The organism is Mesorhizobium sp. B2-4-15 (genome assembly GCF_006658505.1).
Taxonomy (GTDB): Bacteria; Pseudomonadota; Alphaproteobacteria; order Rhizobiales; family Rhizobiaceae; genus Mesorhizobium.
In genome coordinates, this window is record NZ_VFUZ01000044.1 from 1 (window position 1) to 23,833 (window position 23,833).

The window sequence follows — 23,833 nt, forward strand, 5'->3', positions numbered from 1 at the left end:
CTATACGGGGAGAGGATGCCGGCAGGCAGGTGAGGGGCAGCGCCGACGCCCGGAAACGGGTTGTGGGCCAGGCCCCGGCTCACGCGGTTACGGCCTTGATCGCCGGATAGAGCGCGCGGTAACGATGATAGGCGTCCGCGTAGGCGCCGCCGAGCGCGGAATCCGGCTCGATCGTGGCATCTGTCCTCGGCGCGGAGCATACGGCCAGCGGATCGGCGCCAGTCGCCGCGATCAGGCCAAGCCGAGCCGCACCAAAGGCGGCGCCGAAATCGCCGTCAGCCGGAATATCCACCGGCACCTGCAGCGCGGTGGCGATCGCTTTCAGCCAATAGCGCGAGCGCGAGCCGCCGCCGATCGCCGTCACCCGCGTCAGGGTGGTGCCGGCTTTCTTCAACGCTTCGAGGCTGTCGCGGAAGGCGAAGGCGACCCCTTCGAGCACCGCCTGGGTGAGAACGGCGCGGCTCAATTGATGAGCCAGCCCGGTGAACGAGCCGCGAATGGCGGAATCATTGTGCGGCGTGCGCTCGCCCGAGAGATAGGGCAGGAAGGACACGCCGCTCGGCGCCTTCAGCGTGTCGCCGAGTTCCGATGTCAACTCGCCGGCGCCTCTGCCGGTAATCTCCGACAGCCAGTTGAGCGAATCGGTCGCCGACAGGATCACGCCCATCTGGTGCCAGGTGTTTGGCAGGGCATGGCAGAAGGTATGGACCGCGCTCGCCGGGTTGGGCAGATAAGACGCGTTGGCGGCAAACAGCACGCCGGACGTTCCGAGCGAGACGAAGGCATGGCCAGGACCGACCGTGCCCATGCCGCAAGCGGAAGCCGCATTGTCGCCGGCGCCGCCGGCAATCGGGATACCCGACTCGATGCCCCATTTCGATGCCAGTTCGGCGCGCAGCGCACCGGCCTTCCCGGTTCCCTCGACCAGAGACGGCATGTGCTTCTCGTCGAGCGATGTGGCCGCGAGCAGATCGGCGGACCAGTGGCGCTTGCCGACATCGAGCCAGGACGTGCCGGCCGAATCCGACATTTCCGAAATGTGCTCGCCGGAGAGCCAAAGCCGCAGGAAATCCTTCGGCAGCAGCACCTTCGCCACTTTGGCGAAGACGGCGGGCTCGTTGTTCTTCACCCAGGCGAGTTTCGGCGCGGTGAAGCCGGGGAAAACGATGTTGCCGGTGAGCTTGCGGAAGCGCGGATCGGCGTCGAGCGCGGCCGCCTCGATATGGCTGCGCGTGTCATTCCACAGGATGCAGGGGCGCAGCACCTTGTCGGCAGCATCGAGCAAGGTCGCGCCATGCATCTGGCCGGACAGGCCTATGCCTTTAACCGCCGCGAGTTGCTTGGGGTGGGATGCCCTGAGTTCGGCAATCGCATCTTCGCAGGCGCGTATCCAGTGGGCAGGGTCCTGCTCGGACCAGCCGGGATGCGGCCGCGAGACGTCAAGTGAACCATGGCCGGAGCCGATGACGGTCTGTCCGGCATCGATCAGCAGCGCCTTGACGCCCGACGTGCCCAGGTCGAGGCCGAGATACATGTTTTCCTCCCACCAATATTTTTTTCGGAACTCGAAAAAATCTGGCCGAGCCAGTTTCTAAGGCAAGATCCGCTTCGGGTCAATTCCCTGACAAATCGGCCGCGCGTCGCGAAAACAGCGCCGCCAACGGACTGTCCGGCCGCGCCATCGAACGCTCGGCCGTGAGGGCCCTGGCGAGCGTGCCGTCACCGGCCCTCAGCGCCGCTTCGATCAGCGTCAGGTCGATGACGTCGCGCTGCGCGTGGCTGCCGCCGAAACGGTTGGCGATCGCCCGGATCGGCCGGATCAGGCGCATGGCTTCGGTGTAGTTGCCTTCGCCAAACGCCTTGATGGCGAGCGTCAGGGGATGGCCGACATCCCGGGTGAACGCGGCGTTGTCGTCATTGCCGGCCATGGCCTCGCGCTGCGCCTCGAGCAGGGTCCGGGCCTGCGCGTCGAGCCCGGCGCCGACAAAGGCCATCATCGCGTGGGCGTCGTTGAAGGCATAGTTGCCGGCACCGGCCTTGGGAGCCCAATTGGCCGCAAGGGCTACCCAGCGGTCACCGACATCGACGCCGCCGAGGTGAAGCCGCCACAGGATCGCCGAGGCATCGACCATGTTGAGCGCCAGCGTCGATCGCGCGCCGTAGATAGGGCCGTCATAGAGCGCCAGCACCTCGTCGGTATCGCCGAGATCATAGTGGAACAGCGCCAGGTGCCACCAATTGTGCACCTTGAGGAAGCTCTCTCTTGTCCATGCTTCCGGATTGGCGCGCATCCAGGCGATCCCATCCCTTTGCCGGCTTTGCATTTCCATGACATGCGCCACGGCGTGCTGCGCCCAGCCGTCGCGCGGCTCCATCTCGACCGCCGCGCGGCCAAGCTTTTCGGCCGGTGCATACTCTCCCATCTCCTCCAGCCCGAAGGCCTGCATGCCGAGGATGGCGTGGTAGCCAGGCATGTCGGTTTGCCATGAGGGCAAGGCGCGCGCGATGCGATCGCGCAGCATGCGGGCATTGCCGGTGAAGAAGTCGATCTGGTGCCCGACCTGCAGAGCCACGGCGTCGAGCGGGAAGTCGATGGCGATGCCCTCGAGAATGCCGCCGGCCTCGTGCCAGCGCCCGTTGGCGAGGCGACCGAGGGCCGAGACATGCGCCTGCTCGCGTTCTGTCGCGGCAAGCGGCAGCGCCACCTGGTGGCAGGCCCTTGCCACCGCCATCGCCTCCCGCTCGGTGGCAAGGGCAAAGAGATAGCCCTTGAAGACATGCGCCATGACGAAACCGGGATCCTTCGCGATGGCGCGATCGACGGCGGCCACCGGATCGCCGATGAAGCATTGCAATTGGCGTACGGCCTGGCTGTAGGGCGTGAACCCCGCTTCCGTCGCGCCCGAAAATGCCAGGCCGAATGCATCCCTGATCGCCATGCGAAACCCTTCGGTCGGCTGGATACGGCACGCTCTGTCCAGGCGATCTTAAAGCATGGCACACAAGCGCGCCAACCATGCGCGATGTCGAGGTGCCGGTCTATGGGGCCGGTCCGCTCGTGGCCGAGCATCCGGACGGAAAACCGTCTCTCACTTTTCCTGGAATTGCTCTAATTGCCCGAACGCATCACGACAGTCGCGATGCCGGCGCCGACGAGCAGGGTGCCGCCGGTGCGGTTGAAGATGCGGATCGCCCTGGGGTTGCGCACGAGGGTGCGCGCCCGCGAAGCGATCAGCGCATAGCCAAACGCATTGGTGAAGGCGAGCGCCAGGAAGGTCGTCTCGAAGATCAGCATCTGCGGCCAGAAGTCAGCATGCCGGTCGAGGAACTGCGGCAGGAAGGCGACGAAGAAGGTGATGCTTTTCGGGTTGAGCGCGGTGACCAGCCAGGCATGCGCCAACATCCTTGCGGAAGACACCGCGTCCGTGCGTGGCTCGGCCTTCAGCGAACCGCCGGCGCGGAACAGTTTCACTCCGAGATAGATCAGGTAGCCGGCGCCGATCAGCTTCAGGACGGTGAAGACACCGGCCGAAGCCGCCAGCAGGGCGCCAATGCCCAGCATCGACAAGGTCATGGCCGTGAAGTCACCCAGCGCCACGCCAACGGCCATCGGCAGGGCGGTGCGCCAACCCTGACCCAGCGCATAGGATACGACCAGAAGGATGGTCGGACCCGGAATGATGAGGAGGATGGTCGACGCGGCGGCGAAAGCGGCCCAGTTTTCGAAGGACATGTCTGTCTCCCATGGGTTAAAGAAAAGGATAAATCCTGAGCCCAGGGAGAATGTAAAGAGGCCTGCTTTTTGTTTTTACGCAAAATACGGGCGCAAAACCGCCATGCGATTTTCCTGGGATTGCCGCGCCATCAATTGCGCCAACGGCAGGTCGGCGTCAGTTCGCGACGCCCAGCGTGCTCACGATATCGGCCAGGCTGACATTGGCACCGAGAACCAACGCCGTCGCGACAATGGCAGCGGCAAAAAGCTTAATATCGGTTTTTAACGTCTTGCACATGAAGGCCCCTCGCTGATCGCCTGGAAACCTAGGAACGGCCGGCGTCGTGATTATGACCCGACCCAGGTCTTTTTGTGCAGGACCTCTCGGTTGGTGGCCCGCCGGGCCTAACCATACTCGGCCGACCAGCGCGCAAATGCAGATGGCGCAAGGCATTCACGCTTTATCAACCATGAATGATGAAAATGCCTGACATCGGCCGGACCGTGCTTCCCGCCGTCAGCGTAGGGTTGGGTATATGCGTGAGTTGCCGCAAGGTCCGACGCCATCACGAAACGGCGAGGCGATCGAAACCGATATTCTTCTCTCCCGCCGCGCCATTTTGTCTGGCGCAGGCGCAATGGCTTTGCTCAGCGTCGCCGGATGCTCGACCTCGGGCGGCGACCTGCCGGCACTTCAGCTCGACGATACGGTCACCGGCTCGGTGCGGCCGATCCGCCCCGCGATCAGTGTCGACAAGAACATCACCAGCCCCGACGTCATGTATGCTGGTTTGACCGATGGCGGCTTCAACGTGCCTGAGGTGCCTTACCTGAAGGTCAAGCCGGAATTCCGCCGCCAGATCGTCGTCGATCCGACCGGCGAGGCACCCGGCACCATCGTCGTGCGCCTGCAGGAGCGTAAGCTCTATCTCGTCCAGACTGGCGGTGACGCCATCCGCTACGGCGTCGGCATCGGCAAGGACGGTTTTCGCTGGTCGGGCCGCGCCAACATCCAGTACGGCCGGGAATGGCCGACCTGGACGCCACCGTCCGAAATGATCGTCCGCAAGCCGGAACTGGTGAAGTGGCAGGGCGGCCAGCCCGGCGGCCTCACCAATCCGCTCGGCGCCCGCGCGCTCTACATCTACCAGGACGGCAAGGATACGGGCTACCGTATCCACGGCTCGCCCGAGTGGTGGAGCATCGGCCAGGCGATGTCGTCGGGCTGCGTGCGCCTGATCAACCAGGACATCATCGACCTCTACAGCCGCGTTTCGAAGAAGAACCCGGTCGTCGTCGTCTGATCGTTTCAGGCGGCCGGCGGCCGCCTTCTGTTCTGGTTTGCGCATGATCTTTTCCGAAAACCGATCCCCACTTTTCGGGATCATGCTCCGGATTCTCCCGTTGCGCGACGCCGCAAGACAGGCGAAGGTGGCCTGAAAACCATCGCCTGGAGCCGGATGATTTCAGGTCCAATGGACCTGAAATCTGAATCCGTCTCTAAATCCAAGGGATAGAACATGATGTCGTTCGAAAGCCGCTTCACACTTTTCGGCATCATGCTCTAGGGAGAGATCAAGCATGGCCGGAACCTTCGTCATCGCGCAGGGCGGCGGCCCGACCGCCGTCATCAACCAGACGGTTGTGGGCGCCACGCTGGAGATCCGCAAAAAACACCCCGGCGCCAAGGTGCTGGGCTCCATCCACGGTGTGCGCGGCATCCGGGACGGCAATTATGTCGACCTCTCCGCCATCCCGGAGGACCGGCTGCGGCTGATTGCCGGAACACCAAGCGCGGCGCTGGGCTCGACGCGCGACAAGCCGGATGCCGCCTATTGCGAGGTCATCCTCAAAGGCCTGCAGAAGGCCGGCGCCGACGCCTTCATCTATATCGGCGGCAACGACACGTCGGGCACGCAGCAGATCCTGACCGATGCCGCCGGCGGCAGGATCGCCTTCGTCCATGCGCCCAAGACCATCGACAACGATCTCGAAGAGAACGACCATACGCCGGGCTTCATCTCGGCGGCCGAGTTCGTCGCCGGCGCCTTCCTGTCCGTCGATCTCGATTTTCGCGCCCTGCCCGGCATCTATGTCGGCATCGTCATGGGGCGGCATGCAGGCTTCCTGACCGCGGCGGCCGCCGCCTGGCAGCTCGATCCCGACAGCGGTCCGCACCTTGTCTACGTGCCGGAGCGGCCGTTTTCGGCGGCAGGCTTCATCGACGATGTGCGCGCCGCGCTCGACCGCCACAAGCGCTGTATCGTCGCCGTGTCGGAAGGCGTCAGCACCGCCGACGGCAAGGCATTGGTGGAAAGCCTGGTGCCCCCGGAGAAACTGGAACGCGACCAGCATGGCAACGTCAAGCTGTCGGGCAGCGACCTGCCGGCGGCGCTAGAAAGGGCCCTGGCCGAGGGCCTGCCGGGCAAGCGGGCCCGCGTCGATGCCCTTGGCTACATGCCGCGCGGCTATGTCGGCGCCATCAGCGCGGTCGATGCGCAGGAGGCTTTCGATGCCGGCGCCTTCGCCGTCTCTGTCGCCGAGCAGGGCGGCGGCTCCGTGGCGCTGCAATATGATGGCACCAAAACGGTGTTGAAGAAGGTGCCGCTGAAGAATGTCGCCGGCAAGACCCGCCACATGCCCGATGATTTCATGAAGGCTGACGTCAACCAGCTGTCCGATGCCGGCATGGCCTATCTCAAGCGGCTGGTACCGGAAAAATACAAGGTCGGGAAACCGTTCGTCTGATGCCCGGCTCACACTTGATGCCCGGCTCACACCTGATGCCCGGCCCACATTCGATGTCCGGCTCACACATGATGCCGGCAATGCCGGACTGGTTCAGCAAGAGTATCGTCGACGAGAAGACGACGATGCTGACCGAACCGTTCGTGCATGGCTATGTGCGCGCCAATATCTGGCATCTGCGCGGCCGCGACGCCGACCTTCTGGTCGACACAGGCATGGGCATCTGTCCGCTGGCGCCGGAGATCGAGACGCCAAAGGGCAAGCCGCTGCTGGTCGTCGCCACCCATATCCATCTCGACCATGTCGGCTCGCTGCACGAATTTCCGCTGCGGGCCGGGCCAAGGATGAGTGCGGCGCAGTTCGAAACCATGGATGACGCGGCGACCTACGCCTATATGTTCCACGACCTCGAGGGCGCCGTCTCGAAACTGCCGGCGCCAGGCTGGAGGTCGGCCGATTACAAGATACCGCCGGCGCCATTGACGCGGACGCTTGGCGAAGGCGACGTCGTCGATCTCGGCGACCGCCAGTTCCGCGTCCTGCATCTGCCTGGACATTCGCCGGATTCGATCGCGCTGTTCGACGAGGCCGACGGCCTGTTCTTCAGCGGCGATGCCATCTACGACGACACGCTGATCGACGATCTGCCGGATTCCGACCGCGCCGCCTATACCAGCACCATGCGGCGCCTGCTCGAGCTGCCGATCCGTATCGGCCATGGCGGCCATGGCCCGAGCTTCGACGGCAAGCGCATGCGCGAGATCGCGTCGGCCTATCTTAATCGCCATGACGGGTCCGTGAGCCCGTGCTGAATTAAATCTTCGTAAGGTCGGCCTAAAACCCTAAATCAGGCCGATCCACGCCCTAGATAACTGGTTGTCGATCCGGCCGGCCGCCATGTACGGCGAGGCAGGCGATCCCGGTGGTCGACACGCCGACAGGCGCGGCTCCCAAGCGCGCCTGCGGCGCCGGTTCAACGCTCGCCCGGACAGAACGACCATGTCACCCATGAGCATTCTTCGCAGACATCGCGTCGCGGCCCTGCTGGGCGCTGCGCTGATCATCTCCCCCGTCGTCGTCTCATTCGCCCAAAACACCGGCAATACCGGCTTGAGCACCGTCGCTGCGACGACCCAGACCCCCGTCGTGGGGATCAAGGCCCCGAATGGTTCGCTGGCGCCGGTCGTGGCCACCACCAAGCCGGCCGTCGTGACGGTCACAACGGTCATGAAGGCACAGGCCCAAACCATGGGCGAACCCTCGCCCTTCGGCGGCAATTCGCCTTTCGACGACTATTTCCGCCAGTTCTTCGGCGATCAGGGCGCCCCGATGCCGAGAACGCCGCCCCAGCAGGTACCGCGCCAGGAAGCCCTCGGATCCGGCTTCATCGTGGGCGCGGATGGCACCATCGTGACCAACAACCACGTCGTCGACGGCGCCACCTCGATCAAGGTCACGCTTGACGACGGCACCGAGCTTCCGGCCACGCTGGTCGGGCACGATGCCAAGAACGATCTGGCGGTGCTCAAGATCAAGACCGACAAGCCGCTGCCGACCATAAAATGGGGCGATTCCGACAAGCTGATGACCGGCGACCAGGTGCTGGCGATCGGCAATCCATTCGGCATCGGCACCACCGTCACCTCCGGCATCGTCTCGGCGCGAGGCCGCGACCTGCATAGCGGACCGTTCGACGATTTCATCCAGATCGATGCCCCGATCAACCACGGCAATTCCGGTGGCCCGCTGGTCGACGTGAACGGCAATGTCGTCGGCATCAACACGGCGATCTACTCACCCAACGGCGGCAGCGTCGGTGTCGGTTTCGCCATTCCGTCCGACCAGGCCCAGAAGGTGGTCGCCAAGCTGATGAAGGGCGGCAACATCGAATACGGCTATCTTGGCGTCGAGATCCAGCCTGTGACCCCGGATGTAGCCAGCGCCATCGGGCTCGATCATCCCGGCGGCGCACTGGTCTCTCAGGTCAATGATGGCTCGCCCGCGGCCAAGGCAGGCGTCGAGACCGGCGATGTCATCACCGGCTTCGCCGGACAAGACGTCAAAGACCCCAAGGACCTGTCGCGGGCCGTCGCCGACGTCGCGCCGGGCGTCAAGGAAACGCTTCAGGTCTGGCGCAAGGGCAAGGCCATGCAGATTTCCGTCGATGTCGGGCGCAACCAGGACGAGGTGAAGACGGCATCGACTGGCAATTCCGGCGCGCCGAGCGCCGAGCAGGGCACGCGCGCGCCGGCGATCGGCCTCGGCCTGATAGACATCACGCCCGACATCCGCCAGCAGATGAACCTCGCCGACAGCGAGCACGGGGCGGTGGTTGCGAGCGTCAATCCCGACAAGGCGGCAGCCGCCGCCGGCATCCAGCCGGGCGATATTATCGTCGCCGTCAACCAAGCGCCTGTGAAGAGCGCCAAGCAAGTCACCCAAGCGATCGCGCAGGCCGGCAAGTCGGGCCGCAAATCGGTGCTGTTGCTGGTGGAACGCGGCGGCGGCCAGATTTATGTCGCCGTGCCCTTCGCCAACGGCTGAGGCCTGGTGCTGAATTGGATAATCGCCTGGCAGGCTCGTCGCCGACGACCCTGCCAGGCGATCTATAGCTTTCGCAGCGCCACTTCCTCGACCAGATGGTCGGCGCCCTTGCGCAGGATCAGGTCGGCGCGGGCACGCGTCGGCAGGATATTCTCGCGCAGGTTCTTCAGATTGATGTTGGTCCACAGGCCTTCGGCGATCGCCCGGGCCGAATCCTCCGACAGCTGCGAATAGCGATGGAAGAAGGAGTCCGGATTGCGGAAAGCGGTCTCGCGCAGCCGCATGAAGCGTGAGATATACCACTGATGGATCAGCTTCTCGTCGGCATCGATGTAGATGGCGAAATCGAAGAAGTCCGACAGAAAAGGCACGATCTTGCCGTCCTGCGGCAGCTTGCCCGGTTGCAGGACATTGATGCCTTCGAAGATCAGGATATCCGGGCGGTCGATGGTGACGAACTCGCCGGGAATGACGTCATAGGTGAGATGTGAATAGACCGGCGCCTGGACGCTGCTCTGCGCCGATTTGATGCCCGAAAGGAAGCGCAGCAGCGCTCCGACATCGTAGCTGTCGGGAAAACCCTTGCGTTCCATCAGGTTTTCGCGGCGCAGCACCTCATTGGGCAGCAGGAAGCCGTCGGTGGTGATGAGATCGACCTTGGGACTCGACGGCCAGCGTGCCAGGAGCTCCTTCAGCACGCGCGCGGTGGTCGATTTGCCGACCGCGACGGAACCGGCAACGCCAATGATGAACGGCGTCTTGACCACGTCCACGGCGTTGAAGAAGGCCTGGCGCTGCCGGAACAGAAGCTGGCTCGCCTCGACATGGGCGGACAGAAGCCGCGACAGCGACAGATAGATGCGCTTGACCTCTTCGAGGTCGACCGGATCGTTGAGCGAACGCAGGCGACGGAACTCGTCCTCGCTCAGCGTCAGCGGCGTGTCGGCGCGGAATTGCGACCATTGCTCGGCCGAGAAGAAACGAAAGGGGGAATATTTCTCGGTTTGCGCGAGCTGATCCATCGAGTTTCCTGTCCTCCCTCGCGGTCAGCCCTTGGGCCGCGACGCCTTCTCGGCGATGCCCGAACGCCCCGTGCGGCCTTCGAGTTCCTTGAGCACGTCGCTCAACGGAACACCCGAAATGCCGAGAACGACGAGCCAATGATATATAAGATCGGCACTTTCCGAAATGAGAGCCGGCTTGTCGCCGTGAACAGCGGCAATCACCGTCTCGACCGCCTCCTCGCCGAGCTTCTGCGCCGCCTTGTCGATGCCGCGCGAAAACAGCTTGGCCGTCCATGAGTCCGGATCGCCGGACTCGGCGCGTTCCCGGATGGATTTTTCCAGATCGGACAGCGAAAACGCGGACATGGCGATGTCTATCTTCTTGTCAGGCCTGATCTTTTCTGAAAGCCGGCTTCTGCCATGCTCTAAGACCTGTTGCCGAGGGAGTCCAGCCGCATCGGCAGGCCGGCCTCAGCCATATGCGCCTTGGCCTCGGCGATCGTATAGGTGCCGAAATGGAAGATAGATGCGGCGAGCACGGCACCAGCATGACCATCGCGAATGCCTTCGACCATGTGATCGAGCGTGCCGACACCCCCGGACGCGATGACCGGCGCCCGCACCGCGTCCGCGATCGCGCGGGTGAGCGCAATATCATAGCCGGCCTTGGTGCCGTCGCGGTCCATCGAGGTCAACAGGATCTCGCCGGCGCCGCGATCGACCATTTTCCGGGCGAATTCCACCGCGTCGATGCCGGTCTTCTCGCGCCCGCCATGGGTGAAGATCTCCCAGCGGTCGGCCTCGTCGGGGCCGGACACTTTCTTGGCGTCGATGGCGACGACGATGCACTGGTTGCCGAACTTGTCGGCGGCCTGGGCGACGAAATCAGGGTTCTTCACCGCCGCCGTGTTGATCGACACCTTGTCGGCGCCGGCCAAAAGCAGCCTCCTGATATCGGCGACCTGGCGCACGCCGCCGCCGACGGTCAGCGGCATGAAGCATTGCTCGGCGGTGCGGGCAATGACATCGAAGATGGTCTCGCGGTTGTCCGATGACGCCGTGATGTCGAGAAAACACAATTCGTCGGCACCGGCAGCGTCATAGGCCTTGGCGGCCTCGACCGGATCGCCGGCGTCGACGAGATCGACGAAGTTGACGCCCTTGACGACGCGGCCGTCCTTGACGTCGAGGCAAGGGATGACGCGGGCTTTCAGCATCAGCGGCCCTCTATCGTGGCGATTAGATCGTTGAGCAGCTGACCGACCATCGGCGGCACATCGCCCTGGGCATCGAAGGCCGGATCGTACGCGGAAACGGTGATGCCAACGACCGGCACCGAAAGCGCCATGGCACAGGTCGCGTCGCGCAACTGTTCCGGGTTCGGACCGCCGGGGGTGACGTAGCGGTTTACCTGCAGATCCTTCGGGTCATGCACGTCGAGATCGATATGCATGTGCACCCTTTCGGCGCCGGCGGTCTTCAGCTTTTCCGTCGCCTGCGCCACGCCAGGACATTCCGTCTGGATGACCGGCAAAGTCTCGAGAAGTTTTTTCTCCGCCGGATCGAGATCGCGCGCGTTGACGAGCACGCAACGCTGGGGATCGATCGGCTTGAATCCTGGGATGGACCCCGCCATCGGGCGCCAGCACAGGCCAAGCACGGTCGCCAGCGCCATGCCGTCGAGAAAGCCGTACATGGAGGTTTCGGGCGTGTTGAGGTCGCCATGCTGGTCGGCCCAGATGATCGCATCGGCGCCTTCGCCGGCTACGGCACCGGCTGATGTCAGGCAGTTGCCGGCGAGCACGATGGGAAACCGTCCCCTGTCGATGGCGATGCGGACCTCGCCGGAGACGGCGTTGCAGACGGCAAAACCAGTGGCGATCTCGCGCTCCTGATCGTCGCCGACCTTGCCGATATCCTCGACGACGACATCGTGGCCGGCCATGGTCAGCGCGTCGACCAACCCGCCCGATATCAGCGCGTCCGGCCCCTGGCCCATGCCGCCGTGATAGTGCCCGCTATCATAAGAGGCGAGAATGATGGAGATTTTCACAACCGCGTCTCCACTGCCGCCTTGCCTTGCAGGATCGCCAGCGCCTCGGCCGGGTCGATACGGCCGTCATAGAGCGCGCGCCCGGAAATGGCGCCCTCGAGCTTCCGTGCATCGGGCATGGTCATGCGCACGACGTCGGCGATCGAGGCCAGCCCGCCCGAGGCGATGACCGGAATCGATACGGCATCGGCGAGGTCGATGGTGGCGTTCCAGTTGATGCCGGTGAGCACGCCGTCGCGGTCGATGTCGGTGTAGATGATGGCGGCCACACCCGCACCCTCGAATTTCCTGGCCAGTTCGATGACGCCGAGGCTGGAGGCTTCCGCCCAGCCCTCGACCGCAACCTTGCCGCCCTTGGCGTCGATGCCGACGGCGATCTTGCCAGGAAAGGCCTTGCAGGCCTGCTTGACCAGATCGGGATCGCGCACGGCGACCGTGCCAAGGATGACGCGGGCCAGCCCACGGTCGAGCCAGTCCTCGATCTGGTCCAGCGTGCGGATGCCGCCGCCAAGCTGCACCGGGTTCTTCGTCGCCTTGAGAATGGCGCCGACCGCGGCGCTGTTGACGCTCTGGCCCTTGAAAGCACCGTTGAGGTCGACGACGTGCAGCCATTCGAAGCCCTGTTCCTCGAAGGCTCTCGCCTGAGCGGCAGGATCATCGTTGTAGATGGTCGCGGTCGCCATGTCGCCGTGCTTCAGGCGCACGCACTTGCCGTCCTTGAGATCGATGGCTGGAAACAGGATCATCCGTTCAAGCGCCTTCAACGATGACGAAATGACCGGTCGAGGCGGCAAGCCGGAACTTCGACGCATGCTGGTATTCGGGCGAATGATAGCATTCGACCGCCTTGTCGAAAGAATCGAACTCGACCAGTACATGGCGGTTGCCGGTCGGCCCTTCCGGATTTTCGTGGCGGCCGGCCCGCACAGCGAATTTCGCGCCATATTTCGCAAAGGCCGCGGCATTGGCCTCGATGTACTGCTTGTACAATTCGGGATCGCGAACATCGATCATCGCCATCCAATAGCCCTTCTTGCTCATGGTCTAGGGCCTCCAGCGCAGGAAATTGGCGATCAGCGCCAGGCCGAGCGCCTGGCTCTTTTCGGGATGGAACTGCGTGCCGACGAGATTGTCGCGGGCGACTGTCGCCGTTACCGGGCCACCATAGTCGGCAACCGCCAGAACCTCGTCCGGCTTTTTTGCATCAAGATGATAGGAATGGACGAAATAGGCATGCAGCCCGTGCGGCCCGGTTGGAATGTCGGCAAACAGCGGATGCTGGCGCGTGAGTTCGATCGTGTTCCAGCCGATCTGCGGGATCTTCAGCGCCGGATCGGCCGGCGTGATTTCCTTGACATCGCCCGATATCCAGCCAAAGCCGTTCGTCACGGTCTTTTCCAGGCCGCGCTCCGACATCAGTTGCATGCCGACGCAGATGCCGAGGAACGGCCGCCCCTTGGCAATCGCCACCTCTTCCACCGCTTCCCACATGCCGGGGACAGCACGTAAGCCAGCCGCGCAGTCGGCATAGGCGCCGACGCCAGGCAGGACGATGCGGTCGGCGCTGCGCACCCGTTCGGCATCGGCCGTCAGGCCGATCTCGGTCGCAATGCCAGCTTCACGCGCGGCACGTTCGAAGGCCTTGGTGGCCGAGCGCAGATTGCCCGAGCCGTAATCGATGATCGCAACCCGCATGTCAGCGCCGTCCCGGAATGTGGGTCAGCCCCAGCGCCATCCCGGGCTGCGCCGGGCGCGCCAGGGCGGCATCCGGAACCATTCGCGGCGCTGGTGGTGCTTCCTCCGGATGCTTCTCGACCTCCAGCGCATAACGCGTGTCGGCGTCGTCCAACCAGCCGGCCTCAACGACGCCCCACTCGTGCCAGCCGCGCCGGCGGAGTGCCGCAATGCGCAGCCCCTGGCCCTCCAGGCCGACATAGAGCGAGACGAGCAGCGACAGCAGCGAGCCGGCCAGTCCAAGGCCAAGTCCTTGGCCAAGCATCGAAAGCACAGCCATGACGACGAAGGTGAGCGCCGCTTCGATCCACAGCCGGTTCCAGGCAAGCCACAGCGGCGGCACCAGGAGACCGAGCCAGGTGAAGCCATCGCGGATGAAGGCCGGTGTTTCGACCTTTTCGCCGCGGCTGGGCGGTTCCATCACGACATAGCTGGCCATGAGGCTATCCCTTCAAAGATCCCTTGGTGGAGGGAACCGCGTCCGGCTGGCGCGGGTCGCGCTCCAGTGCCGCGCGCAACGCACGCGCCACCGCCTTGAAACAGGTCTCGGCGATATGATGGTTGTTGGCGCCATAATGATTGGTGACATGCAGCGTGATGCCTGCATTCTGCGCCAGCGCCTGGAAGAACTCGCGCACCAGTTCGGTGTCGAAGCTGCCGATCTTCGGCGACGAGAACGACACATTCCAGACCAGGAACGGACGGCCGGACACGTCGATCGCCGCGCGCGTCAGCGTTTCGTCCATGGCAAGGTCGATCGAGGCATAGCGCATGATGCCGCGCCGTTCGCCCAGCGCCTTGGTCAAGGCCTGGCCGAGCGCGATGCCGGTATCCTCGACCGTGTGGTGATCGTCGATATGCAGGTCGCCCTTCGCCCTGATAGTCATGTCGATCAGGGAATGGCGCGAGAGCTGGTCCAGCATGTGGTCGAAGAAGCCGACACCCGTCGCAATGTCCGCCTTGCCCGAACCGTCGACATGGACCGACACGGAGATGTCGGTTTCCCTGGTCTTGCGGCTTGCTTCAGCGGATCGGGGCGCCATCACTCTATCCTTGTCCCAGCGGTGCACATCGTGACCGGTTCACGGGCCTCAAGCGCTCGCGGGCTTGAAAACGAAAGCCTTCTACCAGCATGATCCGGCGATTGCCAGTTGCCTTGCGTAGAGGTATCGGCCTTGCCGGAGAGGCGATTTGCAATCGTTCGCCCTATGCATACATATGGCCGATCAAAGTTACTCGTACCGCGCCAATCGCCTTTTTGGGATCGCGCGAATCGGAGCCAGGACATGTCTGATAATCTGACCATGCACGCCACGACCATCGTGACGGTGCGCAAGGGCAACAAGGTGGTGATCGCCGGCGACGGCCAGGTCAGCCTTGGCCAGACCATCATGAAGGGCAATGCCCGCAAGGTGCGCCGCATCGGCAAGGACGGCAATGTGATCGCCGGTTTCGCCGGCGCCACGGCCGATGCCTTCACGCTTCTGGAACGGCTGGAAGCCAAACTTGAACAATATCCCGACCAGCTGACGCGCGCCTGCGTCGAACTCGCCAAGGACTGGCGCACCGACCGATATCTGCGCCGGCTGGAGGCGATGATGCTGGTGGCCGACAAGTCGGTGTCGCTGGCGCTGACCGGCACGGGCGACGTGCTGGAACCCGAATTTGGCGTCATGGCCATCGGTTCTGGCGGCAATTACGCGCTGGCGGCTGCACGGGCGCTGATGGACACCGACAAGGACGCCGAGGAGATCGCCCGCAAGGCGATGCAGATCGCTTCCGACATCTGCGTCTACACCAACAACAATTTCGTTGTCGAAACGCTCGATGCCGCCTGAGAAGGCCGGCCATGATCCCCGAACCGCAGGACCGCGTAAGCGAAAACTGGCAACCGGTTTTCGGACAAGATCATGACCAAACAAGACCATAACTATGATTTTCGGCCGGTGACCAAGAAGGACCTGCCGATGATCGCCGGCTGGCTGGCCGAACCGCATGTCGCGGAGTGGTGGGACGATCCGGAGACCGAACTCGCCGAGATCCGCGATCACATCGATTCGATTTCCGTCGAACCGTTGATCGTCGAGCTCGACGGCAAGCCGATCGCCTATCTGCAGAGCTACGATCCGCATATGGAAGACGACCATCCCTATGCCGACCAGCCGTTCGGTACGCTGGGCATCGATCTTTCGATTGGCCGGCCGGAACTGGTCGGCATCGGCCATGGCTCGGCGATCGTGCGTCAGTTCGTCCAAGACCTGTTCGAGGAAGGCGTGCCCCGCGTCATCATCGATCCCCATCCCGCCAACATCAGGGCCATCCGCGCCTATGAAAAGGCCGGATTCCGGATCATCGATCGCAGGCAATCGGTCTATGGCGACGCCGTGCTGATGGCGATCGATGCCGAAGACGTGGAAGAGGGGGAAGCGGCGTGAACATATCCGGCGAGGACAAGGACCTCTCGGCCTATGAGAACCGCTGGCGGATGGGACTGCTGATCGTCGCCAGCTTGATCATTGTCCAGACCGTGACGCTCTATCTGATGGGTCATCCGCCGATCTGCACCTGCGGCTACATCAAACTCTGGCATGGCGTGGTGAACAGCTCCGAGAATTCCCAGCATATTTCGGACTGGTACACCTTCTCGCACATCATCCACGGTTTCCTGTTCTATGCGCTGGCAAGGTTCCTGTTCCCGCGCTCGCCGATCGGCTTGCGGCTGGCATTCGCGGTCCTCGTCGAGGGTGGCTGGGAGCTGCTGGAGAACAGCCCGTTCATCATCGGCCGTTACCGCGCCGGCACCATCTCGCTCGACTATTATGGCGACAGCATCATCAATTCGGTGTCCGACACACTGGCCATGGTGCTGGGATTTGTCATGGCGCGGAAGCTACCTATATGGGTGATCGTCAGCCTCGCCATTCTCTTCGAATTGGGTACCGGCTACCTCATCCGCGACAATCTGACACTCAACGTGATCATGCTGCTGCATCCGTTCGAGGCCATCAAGCAGTGGCAAAGTGGAATTTAGTGATATGAGCACATTCTCCCCCCGCGAAATCGTTTCGGAACTTGACCGCTTCATCATCGGCCAAAAGGACGCCAAGCGCGCCGTGGCCATTGCGCTCCGCAATCGCTGGCGCCGCCAGCAGCTGGAGGGGCAGATGCGCGAAGAGGTGATGCCCAAGAACATCCTGATGATCGGGCCGACCGGCGTCGGCAAGACCGAGATCTCGCGCCGCCTGGCGCGGCTGGCCGGTGCGCCCTTCGTCAAGGTCGAGGCGACCAAGTTCACCGAGGTCGGCTATGTCGGCCGGGATGTCGAGCAGATCGTGCGCGACCTTGTCGAGATCGCCATCGGCCTGGTGCGCGAGAAGATGCGCGAGGACGTCAAGGCCCGCGCCCACATCAACGCCGAGGAACGCGTGCTGGAGGCGCTGGTCGGCAAGACGGCAAGCCCGGCGACGCGTGACTCCTTCCGCAAGAAGCTGCGCGAAGGCGAGCTCGACGACAAGGAAATCGAAATCGAAGTGGCGGACACCGGCAATGGCGGCATGCCCGGCTTCGAGATCCCCGGCATGCCGGGCGCCAATATCGGCGTGCTGAACATCAACGACATGCTGTCGAAGGCGATGGGCGGCAAGAAGACCAAGCTGCGCAAGACGACGGTGAAGGAGTCCTACGACCTGCTGGTCAGTGACGAGTCCGACAAGCTGCTCGACCAGGACGAGGTGGTGCGCCGGGCACTGGACGCTACCGAAAACGACGGCATCGTCTTCCTCGACGAGATCGACAAGATCGCGGCGAGATCCGACATTTCCGGTGGCCCTTCCCGCGAAGGCGTGCAGCGTGATCTGCTGCCGCTGGTAGAAGGCACGACGGTGGCGACCAAATATGGGCCGGTGAAGACCGATCATATCCTGTTCATCGCATCGGGTGCGTTCCACGTCTCGAAGCCGTCCGACCTTTTGCCGGAATTGCAGGGCCGCCTGCCGATCCGCGTCGAATTGCGCGCGCTGGAGAAGGAGGATTTCGTCCGTATCCTGACCGAGACCGAGGCCAGCCTGATCAAGCAGTATATCGCGCTGATGAAGACCGAGGGTGTCGACCTGACCTTCACCGACGACGCCATCGATTCGCTTGCCGGTGTGGCTGTCGACCTCAACGCCAGCATCGAGAATATCGGTGCCAGGCGGCTGCAGACGGTGATGGAGCGGGTGCTGGACGAAATCTCCTACGACGCGCCGGACCGCCACGGCACGGCCGTCACCATCGATGCCGCCTACGTCAAGAAGCATGTGGGCGACCTGTCGCGAAACACAGATTTGTCGCGATTCATCCTTTAAACGCCAGCGCCGGAACGTTCCGGCGCCGGGATTGGAGCGCCGCGCGTCCTCTGGACGCGCAAAGGGCGCTCCAACAACTTTGACCGATGCTTCGGCCGTTTCCGGCAAGAATCAATGTGTGGCCAGATGGTACCATCTGGCCACCTTTCGTCTCGCCGACCGAAGGGGCGCTCTCGACTCGACCAAGAGCGATACCCTAGTTTGCGCGGCAATACCTGTAGGCGGCGGCGCATGAAAAAACTGATCCTGTTCATTCTCGGCTTGACGCTGGCGGCGACGCTTTTCGCCGCCGATGCGGCGACGCTGGTGCCGCCGGGAAACCGAAATGCCGAGCAGCCCGATATTCCCGGCGCCTCCAGCCGGCGCACGCAGGCGACCAACACCACCTTCCAGGCGAAGTATCGCAAGGTCTATGCGCTGCTGCAGAACGACGCCGATCTGCGCGGCAAGATCAAGAAGGCAGCAAGCGCCTATGGCATCGATCCTATGCATATTGTCGGCGCAATCGTCGGCGAGCACACCTATAATGTCGACGCCTATGACCGGCTGCAGACCTACTATGTCAAGGCGATCTCCTACCTCTCAAGCAAACTGTCCTTCGCCTATGACGGCGAGGATGTCAGCGATTTCGTACAGCGGCCGGAATTCAGAAAATGCGGTGCAATCTCGGACAGCTACGATCTGTGGGAATGCCGCGAACAGGTCTGGAACCATTCTTTTCGCGGCAAGACCGTCGGCGGCGAGGATTTCCCCGACAACCGCTTCGGCGCCACTTTCTTCCAGCCCTACTATGCCGGCCAGACCTTCGGCCTCGGCCAGCTTAATCCGCTGACCGCCTTGCAGATGAGCGATCTCGTGCACAAGATCTCGGGCCTGCCGAAGCTCGATGTCGGCGATCCCAACTCGGTCTACAAGACCATCATGGATCCGGACCTGACGCTGCTTTATGTCGCGGCGACCATCAAGAAATCGATCGATGCCTACAAGAGCATTGCCGGCTTCGACATTTCAGGCAATCCGGGGCTGACCGCCACGCTCTACAATGTCGGCAATCCGGAGCAGCGCGCCTATGCGCTGAAGGCGGAAAACGACAAGCGCCGCGCTTCCGGCGAGCCGGAAAAGCTGCCGGAAGAGAATTATTATGGCTGGCTGGTCAACGACAAATTGGACGAGCTGAAGGCGCTGTTTTAGGTGTCCTGGCGGAGTTGAATCTTCCTGAGTTTGCGCCGCCCCTCATTGCCCTGCCGGGCATTTCTCCCCCTATAGGGACGGGGAGAAAGAAGCCGTCATCGACGGTTTCGCCGATTGTTAGCGATGTGGGAAAGGCAGCGAGGTTGCCACAGCCCTTCTCCCCGTGGCACGGGGAGAGATGCCGGCAGGCAGATGAGGGGCGGCGCCGACATCCACAAGGTGGCGCGGCCGTTCAGGCCGCCAGCAACGACTTCAGCTTGACGGCCTGCGATTCCAATGCCTCCGGCGCGGGCTTGGCCTGCTTGCCGATCAGCATTTCGGCCAGCCTGATGTCGCGGGCGACCGCATTGCCGGGGCCGATGCCGCTGGCCGCCACCAGCCTGCCATCCCCGGCCAGATGGAAGAGAATGAAGGCGCCGTCGCCGAGATCGCGGCGGACGACAGAACGGCCTTCGTCCGCTAGACCAGCGATCTGCAGGGACAGGCCATACTGATCCGACCAGAACCACGGCACCGCCGCATGCGCCTCGCCGGCACCCAGCATGTTTTTAGCCGCCAGCGCGCCCTGTTCCTGTGCATTGCGCCACGCTTCCAGCCGCACGCGGCGACCGCCATAGACGGCGAGCGGGAATGAACAGCAGTCGCCGGCAGCGAAGATGTCGGGGTCGCTCGTGCGCAATTCAGCGTCGACGGCAATGCCGTTGTCTAAGGCCAGGCCCGCTTCGGCCGCGAGCCCGGTCACCGGGACGGCGCCGATGCCGATGATGGCGAGATCGGCCGCGATTTCCCGTCCGCCTGCAAGCGACACGCGCACTTCCTTGCCGTCATCGACGATGGCCGCAATGCCGTCACCGCACAGGATCTTGACGTCCTCGGCGATGTGCGCCTGGTGAACGATTTCGGCAATCTCGGTCGGCACGCCGCGCATCAGAATGCGCGGCTGTGCCTCGATGACAGTGACCGTGGCGCCGAGCTTGCGGGCGGCGGCGGCGAGTTCAAGGCCGATGAAGCCGCCGCCGACGATGGCGATGCGGTTGCCGGCACTGAGATGGGCGCGAATGGCCAGCGCGTCGGCGAAGGTCCTGAGATAGACGCAGCGCGCGCCGAGACCGGGCATCGGCAGTTTGCGCGGGGTCGAGCCGGTGGCCAGCAGCAGCTTGTCGTAGGGCAGGACCGAACCGTCCGACAGACGCACCTTATGCGCCGCGCGATCGATCGCCACGGCCTGGACGGAATGGATATGCCGGATGGACTTTTCAGCCAGTATCTCGTCGCTGGCGATTGCCTTGATTTCCGGCGCGTCGCTGGCCATCGCATCCTTGGACAAAGGCGGCCGTTCGTAAGGCAGATGCGGTTCGTCGCCGACCAGCGTCACCGGCCCGTTATAGCCGAGATCGCGCAATCCAAGCGCGGCTCGCCCGCCGCATTCGCCGGCCCCGATGATGACCATTCCCCGCGCCATGTCCGTCACCCGATCTGAACGAGGACTTTGCCTGCGTCGACCTTGACCGGATAGGTCCTGAGGTTGACGCAGACCGGCGCGCCCCTGGCCGCACCCGTCTTGTAGTTGAAGCGGCCATTGTGCTTGGGACATTCGATGATGTCGTCCATTACCAGACCGTCGGCCAGATGCACCTTCTCATGCGTGCAGAGGCCGTCGGTGGCGAAGTACTCGTCGTCCGGGCTGCGATAGATGGCGAAGGTACGTCCGCCATGATCGAAGCGCATCACGTCCTCTTCATCGATATCATCAGCAGCACAGGCCTCGACCCAGTCGCTCATTCAGTCCTCCCGGCAAATCTCGATCGCACCATCACTCCGCCGCGACGGCGACGGCATCGTTGTGGAATTCCTCGCGGTACGGCCTTGCGGTCGGCGGCAATTCGCGCTTCAGGAAATAGTCCTCGTTGCGCAGCTGGCGCAGGAAGACCGGGATCATCTCGCGATAGCCCGCCAGGATCGACGGGGTCGGCGCCGGCAGGTCATGCTTGATCAGCGCATGCAGCTTCGGCAGCGCATGGTAGGGCACCATGGGGAACATGTGATGCTCCACATGATAGTTCATGTTCCAGTAGATGAAGCGGCTGATCGGGTTCATGTAGACGGTGCGGCTGTTCAGCCGATGGTCGGTGACGTTGTCGGCAAGGCCGCCATGCTGCAGCAGGCCGACCATGACGTGATGCCAGGCGCCATAGAGCCTCGGCAGGCCAACCAGCATCAAGGGCAGGAACGAGCCGAAATACAGCGCCAGCGCGATGGTCGCGGCATAGATCGTCGTCCAGATGCGGGCAATGCGGATCGCCTTCTTCTGCTCCTGCTCCGGAATGAAGGTCTTTTCGGCCGCGCTGATGTTGCCGGCGGCGTTGCGCAGCATGTCGCTCATCGCATGCCAGGCATCGAGCACGCCGACAAAGCCGAGAATGGCGCGCACCAGGTCCGGCGGCCGCATGACCGAGATTTCCGGGTCGCGGCCGACGATAATGGTGTCGGTGTGATGACGCGTGTGGCTCCAGCGCCAGGTTACCGGATTGCGCATGATCATGAAGCAGGCGATCTGATAGACCGCATCATTCATCCATTGCGTCCGGAACGCCGTGCCATGTCCGCATTCGTGCCAGCGTGAATCGGTGGACGAACCATAGAGGACGCCATAGACGAAGAAGAACGGCACGCACCACCAGGTGCCCCAGAACCAGGCGCCGCCGGCGCCGCTGATGACCAGCGCGGCAATCCAGATCGCTGTGTCGCGGATGGCCGGGCCGTCGGAGCGCTGCATCAGCTCCTTCATCTGCTTGCGGGGAATATCGGTGTGATACCATTCGGCCGCCGACAGGCCGTTTTCCACGGCGAGCTTAGCGTCGCGGCCGATCAGGCTGTAGTCACGCCGGGACGGCGTTGCGGTCATGATTGCCTCCTGGTCATGATTGCCTCCTTGGGCAAGGGCATCCGCGCGAGCGAATGCCAATCACCTGTTGCTTTTGGCACCCATCTGGCTTCGCGCCTGAAAAATACCGCCGACCCATGATAGACTCAATATCACAAAGATAGTTTCTATCATTTCCTATCAGAATGATGTATGGATATTGGAAATCGAACGAGGGCGACCATGGCGAAACGACCGACCATATCAGATCTGGCGCGCGTCTCGGGCGTCAGCGTCGCCACGGTGGACCGCGTGCTCAACAACCGCCTGCCGGTGCGCGAGGAAACCGCGCGCCGCGTCTATGAGACCGCGACCGAGATCGGCTATCACGCGGCCGGCCTGATCAAGCAGCGGATGCGCCACGAACTGCCGGAGTACCGGCTCGGCTTCCTGCTGTTGAGGGGCAATGATGTCTTCTACACGGAGTTCGCGCGGCAGCTCGAACTTGCGGCGTCGCAATCGCAGCGCTTCCGCGGCGTCGCGATCATCGATTTCGCCAGTTCGCTGACGCCGGACGAGATCGTCGAGCGCACGCGCAAGCTGGCGGCCAAATGCAGGGCCGTCGCCCTGGTCGGGCCTGATCACCCGACGCTGACGGTCACGGTCGAGCAGATGAAGGCCAGGGGGCTGCCGGTCTTTTCGTTGCTGTCCGACTTCGCCGCCGGCATCCGCGAGGGCTATGTCGGCCTCGACAACCGCAAGGTCGGCCGCACCGCGGCCTGGATGATCTCAAAGGCGGCGAAGCGGCCGGGCAAGGTCGCGCTGTTCGTCGGCAGCCACCGTTTCCACGGCCATGAGCTGCGCGAGATCGGCTTTCGCTCCTTCTTCCGCGAACAGGCGCCGGACTTCACCCTGCTGGAAACGCTGGTCAATCTCGAGGCCAACCAAATCACCCAGGACACGCTGCTCGAGCTTCTTGGCCGCCACCCCGATCTGGTCGGCTGCTACGTCGCCGGCGGCGGCATGGAAGGCGCGGTCGCGGCACTGAGGCAGGCAAAGCCGGCCGAGATGCCGGCGGTCGTCTGCAACGAGATCACGGCGGTCTCGCGTTCGGCCTTGGCCGACGGGATCCTGACGATGGTGATCTCCACGCCGCTGGCCGCACTTTGCCGCGAATTGCTCGACCTCATGGCGCATGCCATCGAGACCGGCGCGGCGAACGCGCCAGGCCAGACATTCCTGCCGTTCGATATCTATCTGCCCGAGAATATCTAGCGATTACCTGGACACCCGGCGCATCCTGCCGGCAGGATGAAAGAATCCATCACGGTTGATAGGAGCCGCATCGTCGCGTGGCCGGCCGCTTGGCACATGGCTTCCCGCATCGACATCAAAATCGCGCGTCCAGATTTGGAATCGCCCTTGACGCCTCGATGCGAAATGGAATAAATATTTCACCAACTGCGCATTTTGGTTCTTTCGTTCCGGAACATCTGTTTCAAACGGAGGTTTGGCGTTCCAACCCATGCAGGGAAACGCCTGTGGAATGAAACGATACCAGGGAGAGATTCCCCGGGGAGATCGGGGATTCCGGATAGATCGGTGCAACCGGACACCAAAAGTGGAGGAGAAACA

At 63.3% G+C, this 23,833-nt stretch carries 27 protein-coding genes; 10 read left to right on the forward strand and 17 right to left on the reverse strand.

Annotated features, from left to right (window positions below):
• Window positions 1–79 precede the first annotated feature (79 nt).
• The 4 genes from xylB to FJ930_RS30800 all read right to left on the reverse strand — a co-directional run bounded on the left by xylB (window position 80) and on the right by FJ930_RS30800 (window position 4,013).
• On the reverse strand, window positions 80–1,534 hold the full coding sequence (gene xylB, locus FJ930_RS29170) for a xylulokinase (RefSeq protein ID WP_141841076.1): 1,455 nt from the start codon (window positions 1,532–1,534) through the stop codon (window positions 80–82).
• Between the two features lie 79 nt (window positions 1,535–1,613).
• Entirely contained in the window at window positions 1,614–2,939 is a 1,326-nt protein-coding gene (locus FJ930_RS29175; protein WP_141841077.1) for a tetratricopeptide repeat protein, read from the reverse strand.
• 170 nt (window positions 2,940–3,109) lie between these two features.
• Entirely contained in the window at window positions 3,110–3,733 is a 624-nt protein-coding gene (locus FJ930_RS29180; RefSeq protein WP_141841078.1) for a LysE family translocator, read from the reverse strand.
• 157 nt (window positions 3,734–3,890) lie between these two features.
• Window positions 3,891–4,013 (reverse strand): hypothetical protein, encoded by a 123-nt coding sequence (locus tag FJ930_RS30800; protein ID WP_141841079.1) that lies wholly within the window; start codon window positions 4,011–4,013, stop codon window positions 3,891–3,893.
• A 238-nt stretch (window positions 4,014–4,251) separates the two neighbouring features.
• Between FJ930_RS30800 and FJ930_RS29190 the strand changes: the two genes are divergently transcribed.
• The 4 genes from FJ930_RS29190 (at window position 4,252) to FJ930_RS29205 (ending at window position 9,007) form a co-directional block, all read left to right on the forward strand.
• Window positions 4,252–5,019: a L,D-transpeptidase gene (locus FJ930_RS29190; RefSeq protein WP_141841080.1), complete on the forward strand. Its 768-nt coding sequence runs from the start codon at window positions 4,252–4,254 to the stop codon at window positions 5,017–5,019.
• A 277-nt stretch (window positions 5,020–5,296) separates the two neighbouring features.
• Window positions 5,297–6,463, forward strand: coding sequence for a diphosphate--fructose-6-phosphate 1-phosphotransferase (locus FJ930_RS29195; protein ID WP_141841081.1), 1,167 nt, complete (start codon window positions 5,297–5,299; stop codon window positions 6,461–6,463).
• Between the two features lie 80 nt (window positions 6,464–6,543).
• Window positions 6,544–7,275: an MBL fold metallo-hydrolase gene (locus FJ930_RS29200; RefSeq protein ID WP_141841093.1), complete on the forward strand. Its 732-nt coding sequence runs from the start codon at window positions 6,544–6,546 to the stop codon at window positions 7,273–7,275.
• A 196-nt stretch (window positions 7,276–7,471) separates the two neighbouring features.
• A complete protein-coding gene (locus FJ930_RS29205) occupies window positions 7,472–9,007 on the forward strand; it encodes a DegQ family serine endoprotease (RefSeq protein WP_141841082.1) in 1,536 nt (511 codons plus the stop codon).
• Between the two features lie 62 nt (window positions 9,008–9,069).
• On the opposite strand, the gene coaA is transcribed toward FJ930_RS29205, so the two are convergent.
• From coaA to hisB, 9 genes are read right to left on the reverse strand one after another with little or no spacing between them, the layout of a single operon-like run.
• The gene (gene coaA / locus FJ930_RS29210; protein ID WP_140606643.1) at window positions 9,070–10,029 is read right to left on the reverse strand and encodes a type I pantothenate kinase; all 960 of its coding nucleotides are present in this window, start codon (window positions 10,027–10,029) and stop codon (window positions 9,070–9,072) included.
• A gap of 24 nt (window positions 10,030–10,053) precedes the next feature.
• Window positions 10,054–10,377 (reverse strand): phosphoribosyl-ATP diphosphatase, encoded by a 324-nt coding sequence (locus FJ930_RS29215; protein WP_140744269.1) that lies wholly within the window; start codon window positions 10,375–10,377, stop codon window positions 10,054–10,056.
• A gap of 59 nt (window positions 10,378–10,436) precedes the next feature.
• Complete coding sequence (gene hisF, locus FJ930_RS29220) at window positions 10,437–11,231, reverse strand: imidazole glycerol phosphate synthase subunit HisF (protein WP_181763506.1); 795 nt, start codon at window positions 11,229–11,231, stop codon at window positions 10,437–10,439.
• A complete protein-coding gene (locus FJ930_RS29225; protein ID WP_141841084.1) occupies window positions 11,228–12,064 on the reverse strand; it encodes an arginase family protein in 837 nt (278 codons plus the stop codon). Before FJ930_RS29225 ends, hisF begins: the two co-directional genes overlap by 4 nt.
• Window positions 12,061–12,810, reverse strand: coding sequence for a 1-(5-phosphoribosyl)-5-[(5-phosphoribosylamino)methylideneamino]imidazole-4-carboxamide isomerase (gene hisA, locus FJ930_RS29230; protein ID WP_141841085.1), 750 nt, complete (start codon window positions 12,808–12,810; stop codon window positions 12,061–12,063). The genes FJ930_RS29225 and hisA overlap by 4 nt, the downstream gene beginning before the upstream one ends.
• A 4-nt stretch (window positions 12,811–12,814) precedes the next feature.
• Window positions 12,815–13,105, reverse strand: coding sequence for a DUF1330 domain-containing protein (locus FJ930_RS29235; protein ID WP_140606638.1), 291 nt, complete (start codon window positions 13,103–13,105; stop codon window positions 12,815–12,817).
• A gap of 3 nt (window positions 13,106–13,108) precedes the next feature.
• The gene (hisH, locus tag FJ930_RS29240; protein WP_141841086.1) at window positions 13,109–13,759 is read right to left on the reverse strand and encodes an imidazole glycerol phosphate synthase subunit HisH; all 651 of its coding nucleotides are present in this window, start codon (window positions 13,757–13,759) and stop codon (window positions 13,109–13,111) included.
• Window position 13,760: 1 nt separating this feature from the next.
• Complete coding sequence (locus tag FJ930_RS29245) at window positions 13,761–14,237, reverse strand: DUF2628 domain-containing protein (protein ID WP_140744264.1); 477 nt, start codon at window positions 14,235–14,237, stop codon at window positions 13,761–13,763.
• A 4-nt stretch (window positions 14,238–14,241) separates the two neighbouring features.
• The gene (gene hisB, locus FJ930_RS29250) at window positions 14,242–14,841 is read right to left on the reverse strand and encodes an imidazoleglycerol-phosphate dehydratase HisB (RefSeq protein WP_141841087.1); all 600 of its coding nucleotides are present in this window, start codon (window positions 14,839–14,841) and stop codon (window positions 14,242–14,244) included.
• Window positions 14,842–15,084: 243 nt separating this feature from the next.
• Here hisB and hslV point away from each other — a divergent pair, with 243 nt between their 5' ends.
• The 5 genes from hslV (at window position 15,085) to FJ930_RS29275 (ending at window position 19,335) form a co-directional block, all read left to right on the forward strand.
• Window positions 15,085–15,636 carry an ATP-dependent protease subunit HslV gene (gene hslV, locus FJ930_RS29255; protein WP_140744262.1) on the forward strand — a complete coding sequence of 184 codons (552 nt, stop codon included), beginning with the start codon at window positions 15,085–15,087 and terminating at the stop codon, window positions 15,634–15,636.
• Between the two features lie 72 nt (window positions 15,637–15,708).
• Complete coding sequence (locus FJ930_RS29260) at window positions 15,709–16,233, forward strand: GNAT family N-acetyltransferase (protein ID WP_141841088.1); 525 nt, start codon at window positions 15,709–15,711, stop codon at window positions 16,231–16,233.
• 50 nt (window positions 16,234–16,283) lie between these two features.
• Window positions 16,284–16,829 carry a DUF2585 domain-containing protein gene (locus tag FJ930_RS29265; protein ID WP_141841094.1) on the forward strand — a complete coding sequence of 182 codons (546 nt, stop codon included), beginning with the start codon at window positions 16,284–16,286 and terminating at the stop codon, window positions 16,827–16,829.
• 4 nt (window positions 16,830–16,833) lie between these two features.
• Window positions 16,834–18,144 (forward strand): ATP-dependent protease ATPase subunit HslU, encoded by a 1,311-nt coding sequence (gene hslU / locus FJ930_RS29270; RefSeq protein ID WP_140744260.1) that lies wholly within the window; start codon window positions 16,834–16,836, stop codon window positions 18,142–18,144.
• Between the two features lie 231 nt (window positions 18,145–18,375).
• A complete protein-coding gene (locus FJ930_RS29275) occupies window positions 18,376–19,335 on the forward strand; it encodes a DUF1402 family protein (protein ID WP_141841089.1) in 960 nt (319 codons plus the stop codon).
• Window positions 19,336–19,567: 232 nt separating this feature from the next.
• Here FJ930_RS29275 and FJ930_RS29280 read toward each other — a convergent pair whose 3' ends face one another.
• The 3 genes from FJ930_RS29280 to FJ930_RS29290 are packed head-to-tail and all read right to left on the reverse strand — an operon-like array spanning window position 19,568 to window position 22,240.
• Window positions 19,568–20,797 carry an FAD-dependent oxidoreductase gene (locus FJ930_RS29280; RefSeq protein ID WP_141841090.1) on the reverse strand — a complete coding sequence of 410 codons (1,230 nt, stop codon included), beginning with the start codon at window positions 20,795–20,797 and terminating at the stop codon, window positions 19,568–19,570.
• A gap of 5 nt (window positions 20,798–20,802) precedes the next feature.
• Complete coding sequence (locus tag FJ930_RS29285) at window positions 20,803–21,117, reverse strand: MocE family 2Fe-2S type ferredoxin (protein ID WP_140606630.1); 315 nt, start codon at window positions 21,115–21,117, stop codon at window positions 20,803–20,805.
• A gap of 31 nt (window positions 21,118–21,148) precedes the next feature.
• On the reverse strand, window positions 21,149–22,240 hold the full coding sequence (locus FJ930_RS29290) for a fatty acid desaturase family protein (protein ID WP_141841091.1): 1,092 nt from the start codon (window positions 22,238–22,240) through the stop codon (window positions 21,149–21,151).
• Window positions 22,241–22,441: 201 nt separating this feature from the next.
• On the opposite strand from FJ930_RS29290, the gene FJ930_RS29295 reads away from it, so the two are divergent.
• On the forward strand, window positions 22,442–23,473 hold the full coding sequence (locus tag FJ930_RS29295; protein ID WP_141841092.1) for a LacI family DNA-binding transcriptional regulator: 1,032 nt from the start codon (window positions 22,442–22,444) through the stop codon (window positions 23,471–23,473).
• Between the two features lie 3 nt (window positions 23,474–23,476).
• Here FJ930_RS29295 and FJ930_RS30260 read toward each other — a convergent pair.
• The coding region (locus tag FJ930_RS30260) for a hypothetical protein (RefSeq protein ID WP_210245391.1) at window positions 23,477–23,833 on the reverse strand (357 nt) is incomplete at its 5' end.

What these genes read in the sequence shown, in the direction of transcription:
- xylB (WP_141841076.1), bottom strand. Translation starts at nt 1,534, where the DNA reads ATGTATCTCGGCCTCGACCTGGGCACGTCGGGCGTCAAGGCGCTGCTG.
- FJ930_RS29175 (WP_141841077.1), bottom strand. Translation starts at nt 2,939, where the DNA reads ATGGCGATCAGGGATGCATTCGGCCTGGCATTTTCGGGCGCGACGGAA.
- FJ930_RS29180 (WP_141841078.1), bottom strand. Translation starts at nt 3,733, where the DNA reads ATGTCCTTCGAAAACTGGGCCGCTTTCGCCGCCGCGTCGACCATCCTC.
- FJ930_RS30800 (WP_141841079.1), bottom strand. Translation starts at nt 4,013, where the DNA reads ATGTGCAAGACGTTAAAAACCGATATTAAGCTTTTTGCCGCTGCCATT.
- FJ930_RS29190 (WP_141841080.1), top strand. Translation starts at nt 4,252, where the DNA reads ATGCGTGAGTTGCCGCAAGGTCCGACGCCATCACGAAACGGCGAGGCG.
- FJ930_RS29195 (WP_141841081.1), top strand. Translation starts at nt 5,297, where the DNA reads ATGGCCGGAACCTTCGTCATCGCGCAGGGCGGCGGCCCGACCGCCGTC.
- FJ930_RS29200 (WP_141841093.1), top strand. Translation starts at nt 6,544, where the DNA reads ATGCCGGACTGGTTCAGCAAGAGTATCGTCGACGAGAAGACGACGATG.
- FJ930_RS29205 (WP_141841082.1), top strand. Translation starts at nt 7,472, where the DNA reads ATGAGCATTCTTCGCAGACATCGCGTCGCGGCCCTGCTGGGCGCTGCG.
- coaA (WP_140606643.1), bottom strand. Translation starts at nt 10,029, where the DNA reads ATGGATCAGCTCGCGCAAACCGAGAAATATTCCCCCTTTCGTTTCTTC.
- FJ930_RS29215 (WP_140744269.1), bottom strand. Translation starts at nt 10,377, where the DNA reads ATGTCCGCGTTTTCGCTGTCCGATCTGGAAAAATCCATCCGGGAACGC.
- hisA (WP_141841085.1), bottom strand. Translation starts at nt 12,810, where the DNA reads ATGATCCTGTTTCCAGCCATCGATCTCAAGGACGGCAAGTGCGTGCGC.
- FJ930_RS29235 (WP_140606638.1), bottom strand. Translation starts at nt 13,105, where the DNA reads ATGAGCAAGAAGGGCTATTGGATGGCGATGATCGATGTTCGCGATCCC.
- hisH (WP_141841086.1), bottom strand. Translation starts at nt 13,759, where the DNA reads ATGCGGGTTGCGATCATCGATTACGGCTCGGGCAATCTGCGCTCGGCC.
- FJ930_RS29245 (WP_140744264.1), bottom strand. Translation starts at nt 14,237, where the DNA reads ATGGCCAGCTATGTCGTGATGGAACCGCCCAGCCGCGGCGAAAAGGTC.
- hisB (WP_141841087.1), bottom strand. Translation starts at nt 14,841, where the DNA reads ATGGCGCCCCGATCCGCTGAAGCAAGCCGCAAGACCAGGGAAACCGAC.
- hslV (WP_140744262.1), top strand. Translation starts at nt 15,085, where the DNA reads ATGTCTGATAATCTGACCATGCACGCCACGACCATCGTGACGGTGCGC.
- FJ930_RS29260 (WP_141841088.1), top strand. Translation starts at nt 15,709, where the DNA reads ATGACCAAACAAGACCATAACTATGATTTTCGGCCGGTGACCAAGAAG.
- FJ930_RS29265 (WP_141841094.1), top strand. Translation starts at nt 16,284, where the DNA reads ATGGGACTGCTGATCGTCGCCAGCTTGATCATTGTCCAGACCGTGACG.
- hslU (WP_140744260.1), top strand. Translation starts at nt 16,834, where the DNA reads ATGAGCACATTCTCCCCCCGCGAAATCGTTTCGGAACTTGACCGCTTC.
- FJ930_RS29275 (WP_141841089.1), top strand. Translation starts at nt 18,376, where the DNA reads ATGAAAAAACTGATCCTGTTCATTCTCGGCTTGACGCTGGCGGCGACG.
- FJ930_RS29280 (WP_141841090.1), bottom strand. Translation starts at nt 20,797, where the DNA reads ATGGCGCGGGGAATGGTCATCATCGGGGCCGGCGAATGCGGCGGGCGA.
- FJ930_RS29285 (WP_140606630.1), bottom strand. Translation starts at nt 21,117, where the DNA reads ATGAGCGACTGGGTCGAGGCCTGTGCTGCTGATGATATCGATGAAGAG.
- FJ930_RS29290 (WP_141841091.1), bottom strand. Translation starts at nt 22,240, where the DNA reads ATGACCGCAACGCCGTCCCGGCGTGACTACAGCCTGATCGGCCGCGAC.
- FJ930_RS29295 (WP_141841092.1), top strand. Translation starts at nt 22,442, where the DNA reads ATGGCGAAACGACCGACCATATCAGATCTGGCGCGCGTCTCGGGCGTC.